Annotated in this window: 14 protein-coding genes; 8 read left to right on the top strand and 6 right to left on the bottom strand. The window is 67.9% G+C overall.

What is annotated here, in order from left to right:
• Nucleotides 1–143 precede the first annotated feature (143 nt).
• Nucleotides 144–506 (top strand): cupin domain-containing protein, encoded by a 363-nt coding sequence (locus ACQ1RG_RS12790; RefSeq protein WP_009375645.1) that lies wholly within the window; start codon nt 144–146, stop codon nt 504–506.
• A 31-nt stretch (nt 507–537) separates the two neighbouring features.
• Here ACQ1RG_RS12790 and ACQ1RG_RS12785 read toward each other — a convergent pair whose 3' ends face one another.
• Together ACQ1RG_RS12785 and ACQ1RG_RS12780 are read right to left on the bottom strand one after the other, a co-directional pair.
• Nucleotides 538–972 carry a DUF1801 domain-containing protein gene (locus ACQ1RG_RS12785; protein ID WP_009375644.1) on the bottom strand — a complete coding sequence of 145 codons (435 nt, stop codon included), beginning with the start codon at nt 970–972 and terminating at the stop codon, nt 538–540.
• 47 nt (nt 973–1,019) lie between these two features.
• Entirely contained in the window at nt 1,020–2,024 is a 1,005-nt protein-coding gene (locus tag ACQ1RG_RS12780) for an ABC transporter substrate-binding protein (protein ID WP_040341002.1), read from the bottom strand.
• A gap of 81 nt (nt 2,025–2,105) precedes the next feature.
• Here ACQ1RG_RS12780 and ACQ1RG_RS12775 point away from each other — a divergent pair, with 81 nt between their 5' ends.
• Complete coding sequence (locus tag ACQ1RG_RS12775) at nt 2,106–2,948, top strand: helix-turn-helix domain-containing protein (RefSeq protein WP_100227349.1); 843 nt, start codon at nt 2,106–2,108, stop codon at nt 2,946–2,948.
• Here the strand turns inward: ACQ1RG_RS12775 and ACQ1RG_RS12770 are convergent.
• Nucleotides 2,906–3,379, bottom strand: a complete 474-nt coding sequence (locus ACQ1RG_RS12770; protein ID WP_009375635.1) for an Lrp/AsnC family transcriptional regulator — start codon at nt 3,377–3,379, stop codon at nt 2,906–2,908. The genes ACQ1RG_RS12775 and ACQ1RG_RS12770 overlap by 43 nt on opposite strands.
• Before the next feature lie 109 nt (nt 3,380–3,488).
• Between ACQ1RG_RS12770 and ACQ1RG_RS12765 the strand changes: the two genes are divergently transcribed.
• Both ACQ1RG_RS12765 and ACQ1RG_RS12760 read left to right on the top strand, forming a co-directional pair.
• A complete protein-coding gene (locus tag ACQ1RG_RS12765; protein WP_009375633.1) occupies nt 3,489–4,688 on the top strand; it encodes a trans-sulfuration enzyme family protein in 1,200 nt (399 codons plus the stop codon).
• Nucleotides 4,689–4,787: 99 nt separating this feature from the next.
• On the top strand, nt 4,788–5,543 hold the full coding sequence (locus ACQ1RG_RS12760; RefSeq protein ID WP_063250482.1) for a MerR family transcriptional regulator: 756 nt from the start codon (nt 4,788–4,790) through the stop codon (nt 5,541–5,543).
• A 72-nt stretch (nt 5,544–5,615) separates the two neighbouring features.
• Here the strand turns inward: ACQ1RG_RS12760 and ACQ1RG_RS12755 are convergent, their stop codons facing one another.
• Genes ACQ1RG_RS12755 through ACQ1RG_RS12745 form a run of 3 tightly spaced genes read right to left on the bottom strand, consistent with a single transcriptional unit; the run spans nt 5,616 to nt 6,941 of the window.
• On the bottom strand, nt 5,616–6,020 hold the full coding sequence (locus ACQ1RG_RS12755) for an HIT family protein (RefSeq protein WP_063250481.1): 405 nt from the start codon (nt 6,018–6,020) through the stop codon (nt 5,616–5,618).
• A 13-nt stretch (nt 6,021–6,033) separates the two neighbouring features.
• Nucleotides 6,034–6,501, bottom strand: coding sequence for a redoxin domain-containing protein (locus ACQ1RG_RS12750; protein WP_063250480.1), 468 nt, complete (start codon nt 6,499–6,501; stop codon nt 6,034–6,036).
• Entirely contained in the window at nt 6,498–6,941 is a 444-nt protein-coding gene (locus ACQ1RG_RS12745; RefSeq protein WP_009375624.1) for a DUF3052 domain-containing protein, read from the bottom strand. The genes ACQ1RG_RS12750 and ACQ1RG_RS12745 overlap by 4 nt, the downstream gene beginning before the upstream one ends.
• A gap of 273 nt (nt 6,942–7,214) precedes the next feature.
• Between ACQ1RG_RS12745 and aceE the strand changes: the two genes are divergently transcribed.
• The 4 genes from aceE (at nt 7,215) to ACQ1RG_RS12725 (ending at nt 13,276) form a co-directional block, all read left to right on the top strand.
• Entirely contained in the window at nt 7,215–9,977 is a 2,763-nt protein-coding gene (aceE, locus tag ACQ1RG_RS12740) for a pyruvate dehydrogenase (acetyl-transferring), homodimeric type (RefSeq protein WP_430600151.1), read from the top strand.
• Nucleotides 9,978–10,096: 119 nt separating this feature from the next.
• Nucleotides 10,097–11,296: a PucR family transcriptional regulator gene (locus ACQ1RG_RS12735; protein WP_430600150.1), complete on the top strand. Its 1,200-nt coding sequence runs from the start codon at nt 10,097–10,099 to the stop codon at nt 11,294–11,296.
• Nucleotides 11,297–11,351: 55 nt separating this feature from the next.
• Nucleotides 11,352–12,269 (top strand): ACP S-malonyltransferase, encoded by a 918-nt coding sequence (locus tag ACQ1RG_RS12730; protein ID WP_009375619.1) that lies wholly within the window; start codon nt 11,352–11,354, stop codon nt 12,267–12,269.
• A 5-nt stretch (nt 12,270–12,274) separates the two neighbouring features.
• Nucleotides 12,275–13,276: a beta-ketoacyl-ACP synthase III gene (locus tag ACQ1RG_RS12725; RefSeq protein ID WP_009375613.1), complete on the top strand. Its 1,002-nt coding sequence runs from the start codon at nt 12,275–12,277 to the stop codon at nt 13,274–13,276.
• Nucleotides 13,277–13,385 lie beyond the last annotated feature (109 nt).

Raw genomic sequence — 13,385 nt, 5'->3', positions numbered from 1 at the left:
CCCATCGATGCTAAGCCCGATCAGCTAAGCAAACCGGGTATTGCCGTTGGGATTGCTGGGCACGAGCCTGATCCGAGACACACTTTCTGTCCTATAGCCCCGAGCTTCGACCGATCCCGGCGGGGCGAACGGAAGGACCTGCCATGACCGAGACCCCTCGCCGCGTCGCCGACTCCACCGACTTCGCCCGAGTGCCGCCGGCATCCGGCTCGGCCTGGAGGCTCGACTCACCCGCCCGCGACCTCGATGCCAACATCATCGCCCTCACTCCCGGCGACACCATCGACCGGCACAACGGCCCGGCCCTCGATGTCCTCATCCACGTCATCTCCGGCTCCGGAGTGCTGGCAACCGACGACGAGGACATCGCCCTCTCCCCCGGAGCCATCGTCTGGCTCCCGCGCCGCACGCCCCGAGCCTTCACCGCCTGCGAGCACGGACTGAGCTACCTCTCGGTCCACCAGCGCAAACCCGGGCTGAGCATCGGCATCGCCCCGCCCCAGTGAGCTGAGCCCACTTCAGTGAGCTGAGCCTGCCTCAGTGAGCTGCGCCAGGTTCGGGATCGTCCTCCCGCGCGAAGGCGATGGCGATGAGCCTGCGCAGGACACCCTCGTCGATGTCCTCGAGCTTCCTCACGTACACGCATCCTGCGCCCTCGGTGTACTTCCCCAACCGAGGCAGCAGCGCGGCCCCTTCGGGCAGGTCCTTGAGCCCGTAGAGGGAGAGCTGCGCCTTCCGCGGTGAGAACGCCGTCTTCGGCCACACCCCGTGATTGCGCGGATTCACCGGCGATCGGTAATGGTATTCGCCGTACCCGACCATCGACGGACCCCACATCACCGGGTCGACCCCGGTCACCTCGGTGAAGATCTCCGCCAGGCGCTTGCCGTCCTCGCGTCGCTTCGCGGGGGTCGCCGCGTCGATGAACGCCCCGACATCGGCGTCGGTGGGCTTCGTCTTCTGTTCGGCCATGCCCCGATTATCGCCGAGGCGGCCCCTCCTGTCAGCCGATGCGCGGTTCACGCCTTCGCGAACATGTTCTCGATGAGGTCGAGGAGCGCCCGCGACTCGTCGTAGTCGGCACGCAGCGCCCAGTACGGCAGGTCGTAGACCTGGCCCGTCTCGAACGCGGGCACCCGGTCGTACGGGGCGCGGTCCTCGAGCGCCGCAACGGTCATCTTCGGGCTGTTGAACCCGACGACGAAGACGGTGTCCGCATCGAGGACGTCGGGCAGCGTCTCGAGTGAGGGGCCGAACATGTCGCCGCCGGCGACATAGGGGTCGATGTCGTTGCGCTCGAACAAGGGGGCGGTCGTGAAGCCGAGCGGTGCGAGCTCGGCCGACAGGCTCTTGCCCTCAATGAGGATGTATGGGCTCTCCGGCTTGTCGAGGGTGAGGAACGAGACCTCCCCTGCGGGCACCTCGATGCTCTCCCTCACCTCGGCGACCCCCTTCTCATAATCGCGGACGAAGCCGTCGTAGTCATCCTGCCTGCCGAGGACGTCACCGGCGATGAACGCGAACTGATCCTGCCACGTCTGCCTGTCCCCGGACACGATCACCGTCGGCGCGATCTCCTGCAGACGGTCGTACGAATCCGCGGCATGCTTGCCCGGGAAGCCGAGCCCGCCGGCGATGATGAGATCGGGGTCGGAGGCGATGACCGCCTCGAGATCGAATCCGTCGTTGCTCCACGGCAGGAACTCCGTTCCCTGAGCCTCTGCCTTCTCATCCCAGAACTCCGAGTACTCTCCGTCGGTGTTTGTCACCTCCGGGGTCGTCGCGACGACCGGCTCGTCGATGTCGTAGAGGTAGCCGGCGAGGGCGTAGTTGAGCACGACGATCCGCTGCGGATCGACGGGGACTTCGACCGGACCCTCGGCGGTCGTCACCGTGCGCGTCTGCGCCGGCCCCGCGTCCGCACTCGAGCCCGACGACCCGCAGGAGCTGAGAAGGACAAGGGCACCGGTGAGAGCGGCAGCGGTGATTCCGCGGCGAAGGGACGAACGGGACAGTGGAGACATGCGAGACCTCTGCGGACGGCTACGATTGGGAACATAGCCAAGGCTAACCAAACCTGACGTCCCGACTTCGACAAAGGCGACATGACTCCGCGACCAGCCCGACAGACTCTGCTCCGCCCTGCGACCCCGGCCCGTCCGCTGTCGGGTCCGGTGACGTTCGTCGGCCACGATCGTCATGCCCACGACCATCCCCTCCTCGTCCACGTCGTCAGCGGGCCGGTCGACATCGCCGTCCATCGCCGAGGTGGTGCGCCGCCCGAGACGATCTCCGTCGGGTCCGGCGCCGGCCTGTGGCTGCGCGCGCACGTCGACCATGCGGTGACGGTCCGCCGGGAGAGCATTCTCATCGGCCCCCGAGTGACCCTCGACCCTCCCGGGGGCGCCCTCGAGGTGCGGACCTCCCCTGAGATCCACGAGCTGGCCCTGCTCATCCTCGCGACGTCCCCGCGCACGGAGGCCGAGAAGCACCGGTTCCGCACCGCACTCGACGCCCGCCTCGGCGAACTCATCGTCGACGCCTTCCCCATCCCCTCATCCTCGGACCCCTTGATCACCGCGATCGTCACCGACCCGCTCGCCCTGCACCTGCCCCTGGCCGATCTCGCCCGGGCGAAGGCGGTGAGCCCCCGGCATCTCGAGCGCCGGTTCCGCGCCGATCTCGGGATGAGCTATGTCGGCTGGCGCACCCGGGCCCGGCTCAACACGGCTATGCGCCATCTGCGGGCGGGCGCCTCGCACCGGACGTCGGCTCGCGCCGTGGGATATGAGAGCGCCGACGGACTCATCAAGGCAGCCGGTCGGTGCACAGGATTGCCGCGGACCGTCCTCGCCAAGGGCCTCGCCGAGGCGATCGACGCCTGGCGGGTCTCCGGTGCCCACCTTCAGCCCTCAGGCAGCCATTGCGTACCATCCTCGACCCGGTAGATCAGGTTCGTGCGCGTGTGTGCGACCGCCGGGTACCGGGTGAGGTAGTCGAGGACGAAGGACTGCACGGCCTCGGTGTCGGGGGCGACGATGTGGAGGAGATAGTCATCGGCCCCGGCCATGTGGTACATCCGCACGACCCCGGGGAACTTCGGCGCCGCCGCGGTGAAGGCGTCGATCTCTGCGCGATCGTGCTGGGCGAGCCGGATCGAGATGAGTGCCTGGAGCGGAATGCCGAGCGCCGAGGTGTCGATGTCGACGCTGAAACCGCGGATGACTCCCGAGGAGCGCAGGCGCTTGAGGCGCAGCGACACCGTCGACTCGGAGATCCCCACCTCGGCGGCCAGCGCCGAGCCCGAGGCCCGCGCATTCCTCCGCAGCGCGCGGAGGAGACGGAGATCGACATCATCGAGTTCGACTTTCTGCGACATGCCTCACAGTCTCCCACACCTCGGTGGAGCTTCTGTGATGAGAAACGTGTTCTTCGCAGATTCGTGAGGATCTATTGCGGTTGACCGCAGAGATGACTTGAATGCTGGCATGACCTCACTCCACCCCGAATCCCACCTCCACCCCGAGACACTCATGGTCCACGGCGGCATGGACGGCCTCACCGACGCCGGCGTCCACGTCCCCGCGATCGACCTCTCGACGACGAACCCTGTCGGCGACATCGACACCGGAGGCGAGTCCTACGAATGGCTCGCCACCGGTCATCCGCTGCGCGACGGCGACTCCGCTGTCTACCAGCGCCTGTGGCAGCCCGGCGTCGCCCGCTTCGAATCCGCGCTCGCCGACCTCGAACAGGCCGAGGAGGCCGTCGCCTTCGCCACGGGCATGGCGGCGCTCACTGCGACCCTGCTCGCCGCCGTGAGCGCAGGCACCCCGCACATCGTCGCCGTCCGCCCCCTCTACGGCGGCAGCGACCACCTGCTTGACTCGGGCCTGCTCGGCACCACCGTGACGTGGACGACCCAGGACGCCATCGCCGAGGCGATCCAGGCGGACACCGGTCTCGTCATCGTCGAGACCCCGGCCAATCCGAGCCTCGACCTCGTCGACCTCGACGCCGTCGTCGCGCAAGCCGGATCCGTGCCCGTCCTCGTCGACAACACGTTCTCCACCCCGGTCCTCCAGCGCCCGATCCGCCACGGTGCCGTCCTCGTCCTCCACAGTGCGACGAAGTACATCGGCGGCCACGGCGATGCGATGGGCGGGATCATCGCGACGAACTCCGAGTGGGCGATGCGCCTGCGCCAGGTCCGCGCGATCACCGGCGCACTCCTCCACCCGATGGGCGCCTACCTCCTCCACCGCGGTCTGCGCACTCTCGGGGTGCGGATGCGCGCCGCTCAGGCCACGGCAGCTCAGCTCGCCGAGCGCCTGAGCGCCCACCCGGCGATCGCCGCCGTCCACTACCCGGGACTCGAGGGGCAGGATCCCCACGGCCTCCTCGGCCGGCAGATGGCAGGCCCGGGCGCGATGATCGCCCTCGAGGTCGCCGGCGGCTTCGAGGCGGCCCGCGCATTCGTCGAGGCCTGCGACCTCGTCGTCCACGCCGTCTCCCTCGGCGGCGCCGACACCCTCATCCAGCACCCGGCATCGCTCACCCACCGCCCGGTCACCGCCGATGCGAAGCCCGGCGACGGACTCGTCCGCCTCTCGGTCGGCCTCGAGCACATCGACGATCTCGCCGAGGACCTCTTCTCCGCCCTCGACTCCGTCCGCGCCGCCGCCTGAGGCTCTGCAGCCTGAGGCTCTGCCGCCGGTCCGGCATCGACCGCGAACCCGTCCCGCGCTGTTGACATTGACGCGACGTCAACTTCTAGGCTGGTCGACATGGACTGGTCCATACAGGAAACAGCGCGGCTGACGGGGACGACGAGTCGAACCCTGCGTCACTACGACGCGATCGGCCTCCTGCCTCCGTCATCGCGGACGGCGAACGGCAACCGGCACTACGACGAGGCGAGCCTCGTCCGCCTCCAGAGGATCCTGCTGCTGCGGGACCTCGGACTGCCGCTGCCCCGGATCGCCGAGGTGCTCGAGAGCACCGCGGACCCGATCGCCGCCCTCGATGAACATGTGCGCTCGCTCGGACGCGAGCGAGCGCGCCTGACGAGGCAGATCCGAGCCGTCACCGCGACGATCGAGAGAATGAAGGCAGGTGAGCCTCTCATGGCAGAGGAGATGTTCGATGGCTTCGACCATCGGAAGTACGAGGACGAGGTCCGGCAGACGTGGGGAGACCGCGCCTATGAGACCTCGGAGAGATGGTGGACGGGCATGACCGCGACCGAGCGCGCCGACTGGCAGGCCCGGGTCCGTGACCTTGCCGCCGACTGGGCCCAGGCCGCCGAGGCGGGGGCGGCCCCGGACTCGCCCGAGGCACGGGACCTGTCCCGCCGTCACATTCAGTGGCTGTCCTCGGTGCCGGGCACTCCGGCGTCGGATCCCGACGGTGACACCGACGGCTACGTTCGGGGGCTTGCGGAGATGTACGTCGCCGACCCCCGGTTCGCCGCCGCCTACGGTGGTGAGCAGGGTGCGGGATTCGTCCGCGATGCACTCGTGTCCTACCTCGACGCGCAGTGAGCCGACTGAGCGCTCAGCAAGCTGAGTGCCCAGCGAGCTGAGCGCTGACCCGACTGAACATGCAACGTGAGCTCAGGACTGCTGGGCCAGGGCCTGCCGGATCTTCTCGGCGGGCCCTGCCAGCGTCTCCGCGTCCTGCATCGGGGCGCGGTCGGAGATGTCGAAGTCGGCCATCGAGGTCGTCGGCCACACGTGGATGTGGACGTGCGGGACTTCGTAGCCGACGATCATCAGACCGATCCGCTCGCAGTCGAAGGCCTCCTTCTGTGCCCGACCGATCCGGTGGGCGACGTTCATGAGGTGGTCGAGGAGCTCCTCGTCGAGGTCGGTCCACTGCGAGATCTCCGCGCGCGGGACCACCATCGTGTGTCCGTCGGTGAGCGGGGAGACGTCGAGGAACGCCACACACTGTTCGTCCTCGTAGACGAAGGTGCCCGGGATCTCCCGGTTGATGATCTTCGTGAAGATGGTGGCCATGGGGCGGTCCTCCTCAGGCGTCGGCGGCAGCGATGCGGGCCTCGATCGCGAAGTCACGGGTCTCCGTGCGCGCGACCTGTCGACCACTGACGATCGTACCGTCTCCCGTGATGACGAACACACCGCGTTCGGCCACCCCGTGCTCCTCGTCGAAGACCCCATAGGCCCGGGCGACCTCACCGTGGGGCCAGAAGTCCGAGCCGATCGGCAGGGAGACCCCGCGTTCGTCGCCCCACGCGGCGAGCGTGTACTTCGAGTCCGCGGTCACCGCGATGACGTTGAGCAGGTCGCCTGCGGCATCCGCCTCATCCTGGACCTCCTGGAGGGCTCGGATCTCGTCCCCGCACACCGGTGAGAAGGCGTAGGGCAGGAACGCGAGGATGACCGGGCCGCGGCGGGCCGCCTCGGCGAGGTGGAGGTCCCGTCCGAACTGATCGGACAGGGAGAAGTCGGGGGCCGCATCGCCGGGCCCCAGGATCATGAGTAGTTCTTCTTGCCGACGAGGCGGAAGCCCGCCCAGTCCTCGGCCGCGCTCACGGTCGAGGTCACGTGCATGCCCGCAGTCGGTGCGGCCTCGGAGATCTCGGCGGGGGTGATGTGTCCGGGCCGGCTCGCCTTCGGCGTGAGCAGCCAGACGACGCCGCCGTCCTTGAGGGTGACCTGCGCATCGACGAGGCCGTCGATGAGGTCGTCGTCGTCGGCCCTCCACCACATGAGGATGACGTCGAACACGTCGTCGACGTCCCCGTCCGCGATCTTCTCTCCGATGATGGTCTCGATCGCCTGGCACAGCTGCAGATCGACGTCGTCGTCGTAGCCGATCTCCTGCACGTAGTCCCCTGACTCGAGACCGAGATTCTGTCCCAGTTCGGTCGCCAGGGTCGAAGTGGACGATGTCCTTTCAGAAGCGGAGTTGCTCATGCTCTCATTGTTCCGCCCCAGTGGCCGGGGCGCAAATGTCGGCGCGCCCCTGAACCTGCCGAACGTCGGTCTCGCGAGCCCCGAGGCGAGGCCCCCGGGTCCGTCAGAGAGATCACAAGCGGACGGATGAGCGAAGAAAGCCTGCGCGTACTACGCTGATGAGTGAATCCGGTGGACCCTGGGACCGATCCGATCCGATCCGATCCCCACTCCTCCGGGCAGAACGCGGCCTGACCACCTGTGCAGGTCGTGGAGCGAAGAGAGGACCACACCGTGGACAATCGGAATCAGGGCGGACCGATACTCAACGGCCTGCCCAGCCAGGTGCCCGACATCGATCCGGAGGAGACAGAGGAGTGGTTGGCCTCTCTCGACTCCCTCATCGACGAAGGCGGGCGCACCCGTGCACGCTATGTCATGCTGCGGATGCTCGAACGCTCCCGGCAGAAGCAGATCGGGGTGCCCAGCCTCACGGCCACCGACTACGTCAACACGATCGGGCCGGAGAACGAGCCCTGGTTCCCCGGCGACGAAGAGGTCGAACGCCGCTACCGTCGGTGGAACCGCTGGAACGCGGCGATGGTCGTCCACCGTGCACAGCGGCCCGGTATCGAGGTCGGCGGACACATCTCGACCTACGCCTCCTCCGCCACCCTCTACGAGGTCGGCCTCAACCACTTCTTCCGCGGCAAGGACCATCCCGGCGGCGGCGACCACATCTTCTACCAGGGCCACGCCTCCCCCGGCATGTACGCCCGTGCCTTCCTCGAGGGCCGGATGAGCGCCGAGGAGCTCGACGGGTTCCGCCAGCAGCAGTCCCACCTCATCGACGGCAAGCCCGCCGGTCTGCCCTCGTACCCGCACCCGCGCCAGCTCGAGCACTTCTGGGAGCACCCGACGGTCTCGATGGGGCTCGGCCCGATGAACGCGATCGCGCAGGCTCAGTTCGACAAGTACCTCCACAACCGGGGCATCAAGGACACTTCGCAGCAGCAGACGTGGGCCTTCCTCGGCGACGGTGAGCTCGACGAGCCCGAGAGCCGCGGCATGCTCCACGTCGCCGCCTACGAGGAGCTCGACAACCTCAACTTCGTCATCAACTGCAACCTGCAGCGCCTCGATGGACCGGTCCGCGGCAACGGCAAGATCATCCAGGAGCTCGAAGCCTACTTCCGCGGCGCCGGATGGAACGTCATCAAGGTCGTGTGGGGCCGCGAATGGGACGCCCTGCTCGCCAAGGACCGCGACGGAGCCCTCGTCAACCTCATGAACGAGACCCCCGACGGCGACTACCAGACGTACAAGGGCGAGTCGGGCGGCTTCGTCCGCGACAACTTCTTCGGCCGTGACCCGCGGACGAAGGCGATGGTCGAGGACTACACGGACGAGCAGATCTGGCAGCTCAAGCGCGGCGGCCACGACTACCGCAAGGTCTACGCGGCCTACAAGGCGGCGTTCGAGCACACCGGTCAGCCGACCGTCATCCTCGTCAAGACCGTCAAGGGCTACTCGCTCGGGCCCCACTTCGAGGCGCGCAACGCCACGCACCAGATGAAGAAGATGACGATCGACGACCTCAAGCTCGCCCGTGATCACTTCCAGATCCCGATCTCGGACAAGGAGCTCGAGGAGAACCCGAAGCTGCCGCCGTACTACCACCCGGGACCCGACGCCCCGGAGATCAAGTACCTCCAGCAGCGTCGCGCCGACCTCGGCGGGTACTCCCCCGAACGTCGCAGCACCTACGTCGATCTCGCCCTGCCCGGGGACAAGACCTACGAGGCCGGACGCCGTGGATCGGGCAAGCAGACGATCGCGACGACGATGGGCTTCGTCCGTGTCCTCAAGGACCTCATGCGCGACAAGGAGTTCGGCAAGCGCATCGTGCCGATCATCCCCGACGAAGCCCGCACCTTCGGCATGGACTCGTTCTTCCCGACCGCGAAGATCTACAACCCGCACGGGCAGAACTACATCTCCGTCGACCGTGACCTCTTCCTCGCCTACAAGGAGGCGATGGACGGACAGCTCCTCCACGTCGGCATCAACGAGGCCGGCGCCACGGCGGCGCTGACGGCGGTGGGAACGTCGTACGCCACGCACGGCGAACCGATGATCCCGTTCTACATCTTCTACTCGATGTTCGGCTTCCAGCGCACCGGCGACTTCTTCTGGGCCGCCGGCGACCAGATGGCCCGCGGCTTCGTCCTCGGCGCCACCGCCGGTCGCACGACGCTCGTGGCCGAGGGACTCCAGCACGGTGACGGACACTCGCATCTGCTCTCGTCGACGTATCCCTCGGTGATCTCCTACGACCCGGCCTACGTCTACGAGATCTCCCACATCGTCAAGGACGGCCTCCAGCGCATGTACGGCTCCGACGACGGTCGCGACCCCAACGTGCTCTACTACCTGACGATGTACAACGAGCCGATGGTCCAGCCGGCCGAACCCGAGGACCTCGACGTCGACGGCCTGCTCAAGGGCATGTACCTGCTCAAGAAGGGCCCGGACAACGGCGGGCCGAAGGTCCAGCTCATGGCCTCGGGCGTCGGTGTGCCGTGGGCACTCGAGGCCCAGGAGCTCCTCGATGCCGATTGGGGCGTCTCAGCCGATGTGTGGTCGGTGACCTCGTGGACCGAGCTGCGCCGCGACGGCCTCGCCGCCGATGACGAGCGTCTGCTCGACCCCGAGGCCGAACCGCGCATCCCGTACGTCACGGAGAAGCTCCTCGACGCCGACGGCCCCGTCGTCGCGACCTCGGACTTCATGCGTGCGGTGCCCGACCAGATCCGCCAGTACGTGCCCAACCACTTCACGTCGCTGGGCACCGACGGCTACGCGATCTCGGACACCCGTCCCGCGGCTCGTCGCTACTACCTCGTCGACGGTCCCTCGATGGCCACCCAGGCGCTCATCTCGCTCGCGGACACCGGGGTGATCCCGATCGTGAAGGCCGCCGAGGCGGCGAAGAAGTACCAGCTCGACGATCCGCGTGCCGGATCCACCGGTTCCACGGAGGGCGCCGGCGCCTGATCATCAGCTGAGACCGATGCGGTCGGAGTCGATGCGACTCCGGCCGCATTTGTCGTATCTCACGAAGTTTTGTGCGTTGCGGACAAGGGATTTGTCGCCGAGGCTTTAAGCTGGAGTCCATGAGTTCGGACACCGAGACGCTGCGCCGTCGCGCAGAGACAGGACGACGCCTGCGGGCAGGGGTCGGAGTCCTCTCCACCGTCACCCTGCAGAGGCTCGACGCCCGGCTTCCGTGGTACCGCTCGATGGCCCCCTCCGACCGCTCGTGGGTCGGCCATCTCGCCCAGTCGGGCATCAGCTCCTTCATCGACTGGTACCGCCACCCCGACACCGATCTGCGGGTGGTCAGCGAGATCTTCAAATCAGCGCCCCGCGACCTCATCCGCGCGATCAGCCTGCAGCAGACCCTCCAGCTGCTCAAGGTCGTCGTCGAGGTCGTCGAGGACCGGGTGCCCGACATCGCCCGCACCGCCGAACAGTCGGCGCTGCGGGAGGCCGTGCTCATCTACTCCCGCGAGATCGCCTTCGCCGCCGCCGACGTCTACGCCCGGGCCGCGGAGGCCCGCGGAAGCTGGGACGCCCGACTCGAGGCGATGGTCGTCGACGCCCTCGTCCGCGGGGACTCCGTCGACGAACTCGCCAGCCGCACTGCGGCCTTCGGCTGGCAGTCGGAGGAGCCCGTGACCGTCCTTGTCGGCCGCGCCCCACAGCGCTCGGCGAAGAAGGGCATCGAAGTCATCCGCCGCAAGGCCCGCAAATGGGCCGAGGACGCCCTCGTCGGCGTCCACGACAACCGCCTCCTCATCGTCCTCGGCGGAGTCGGCGACCTCGACACGGCCGTCGAGGATCTCTCGGACTGCTTCGGCCCCTCCGAGGTCATCGTCGGACCCAGCGTTCCGAGCCTCGCCGAAGCGGCCACCTCGGCGAAGGCGGCGATCCGAGCACTCAAAGCCGCCACCGCGCGACCCGACTCACCACGCCCGGTCAAGGCCGACGAACTCCTTCCGGAGCGTGCTCTGGCCGGGGACACCGTGGCGCTGGGCGAACTCATCTCCCGCTACTACGAGCCGCTGACGACGGGGACGGGCCAGCTGCTCAAGACCGTGAGCGCCTACGTCGAGTTCGGCTCGTCCCTTGAGGCCACAGCCAAGGCGCTCTCCGTGCACCCCAACACCGTGCGCTACCGCCTGCGGAAGATCACCGAGGCGATCGGCCTCGATCCCACGGTCTCCCGTGACTCCTTCGTCATCCACATCGCCTTGGTGTACGGGCGACTGTCAGATGCCGGGCTATTGTCGAACGGCGACAAAATGCCGTAGGCGACTTGGACCATCCACTAGATTGAACAGCGACGTCGAACGAAAAGAGAACTGAGTGTTAGTCATCACCTGCCCGGGCCAGGGCGCCCAGAAGTCAGGCTTCCTCTCCTCCTTCCTCGAACTCGAGACCTTCTCCGCCCAGATCGACGACCTCGCGTCGGCCTCCGGCATCGACCTGCGACTGCACGGCACGACCTCGGACGATGAGACGATCAAGGACACCGCGCTCGCGCAGCCCCTCCTCGTCGCCTCGGCGATCGCGTGCGCCGCCGAACTCGGGGTCACTCCCGACGTCGTCGCCGGGCATTCCGTCGGAGAGATCGCCGCTGCCCAGATCGCCGGTATCCTCTCTCCCGCTGATGCGATGCGCTTCGTCGCCGTCCGCGGATCCGGCATGGCCGCGGCCGCCGCAGAGACACCGACCGGGATGTCGGCCGTCGTCGGCGGCGAACCTGCCGATGTCCTCTCCGCCATCGAAGCCGCCGGGGTCAGCCCCGCCAACGTCAACGGCGGCGGCCAGACCGTTGCCGCAGGCTCCCTTCCGGACCTGGAGCGACTCGCGGACAACCCGCCCGAGCGCGCCCGGGTCATCCCGCTGCCGGTCGCTGGTGCCTTCCACACCGACTACATGGCTCCCGCCGTTCCCGCTCTCGCCGAGACCGCGGCCGGTCTCGGCGTCGCCGACCCGGACCTGCCGATCCTCACGAACTCCGACGGCTCCGTGGTCGAATCCGGGAAGGCGTATGTCGACCTCCTCGTCGCCCAGGTCACGAATCCCGTGCGCTGGGACCTCTGCCAGGAGACGCTCGTGGACATGGGTGTGACCGGGCTCATCGAGCTCGTCCCCGGCGGCACGCTCACCGGCATCGCCCGCCGGGCGATGAAGGGCGTCGAGACGTATCCCATCAAGACCGCCGCCGACCTCGACGGTGCCCGTGAGTTCGCCGCAGCCCACGCCGGAGCAGAAGGATGACCGCCATGCCCACTCTCAACACCGCCGAGACCGGCCGCTTCTCGAAGATCGCCGGCATCGGCGCCTACCGTGCCGAGAACCTCGTCACCAACGACGACATCGCCGGGCCGATCAACTCCTCCGACGAGTGGATCCGCCAGCGCACCGGCATCGTCACCCGCAGGCGCGCGAGCAAGGACGTCGGCGTCCTCGAGATGTGCGAAGAGGCAGCACTCGAGGCGATCGCCTCGGCGGGGCTCAAGCCCGAGGACATCGGCGGGATCATCATCTCCACCGTCACCTTCCCGTACTTCACACCCTCGGCGGCAGCCGCGCTCACCGACCGCATCGGCACCGGCCCGGTGCCCGCCTGGGACATCAGCGCCGCGTGCGCCGGATACTGCTACGGCATCGCCCAGGCCGATGCGCTCGTGCGCTCGGGGACGATGGACAACATCCTCGTCATCGGCGCCGAGAAGCTCTCCGACGTCATCGACCCCACCGACCGGTCGATCTCGTTCATCCTCGGCGACGGCGCCGGCGCCGTCGTCATCACCTCGGCCGACGAGCCCGGCATCTCGAAGACGGTGTGGGGCTCGAAGGGCGAGAACTGGTCGACGATCCGGATGACCGACTCGCTCATGGACGTTCGCGACGACCGCGAACTGCCGTTCCCGACCCTGCGCCAGGACGGGCCCACCGTCTTCCGCTGGGCCGTCTGGGACGGCGCCGAGGTGGCGAAGAAGGCGCTCGAGGAATCAGGTGTCGAAGCCTCCGACCTCGCCGCGTTCATCCCCCATCAGGCGAACATGCGCATCATCGACGAACTCGCCAAGCAGCTGGGCCTGCCGGAGTCCGTCGTCATCGCCCGGGACATCGCCGACAACGGCAACACCTCGGCGGCGTCGATCCCGTTGGCCACCGAACGCCTGCTGCGCGAGCAGCCCGAGCTCAGCGGAGGCCTTGCCCTGCAGATGGGATTCGGTGCGGGACTCGTCTACGGCGCCCAGGTCGTCCGCCTCCCCTGAGACCGCCCGTTCACGGAAAACACTCCGTGAATGTCCTAAGATATTCGGCGGGACACTCGTCGAAACGGTTCCACTCCGACCGGGGCACCTCGGTCGTCACTAGAAAGTA

This window comes from Brevibacterium sp. K72 (assembly GCF_050562175.1).
Classification (GTDB): domain Bacteria; phylum Actinomycetota; class Actinomycetes; order Actinomycetales; family Brevibacteriaceae; genus Brevibacterium; species Brevibacterium casei.
This window is presented reverse-complemented; position numbering and strand designations above follow the sequence as displayed.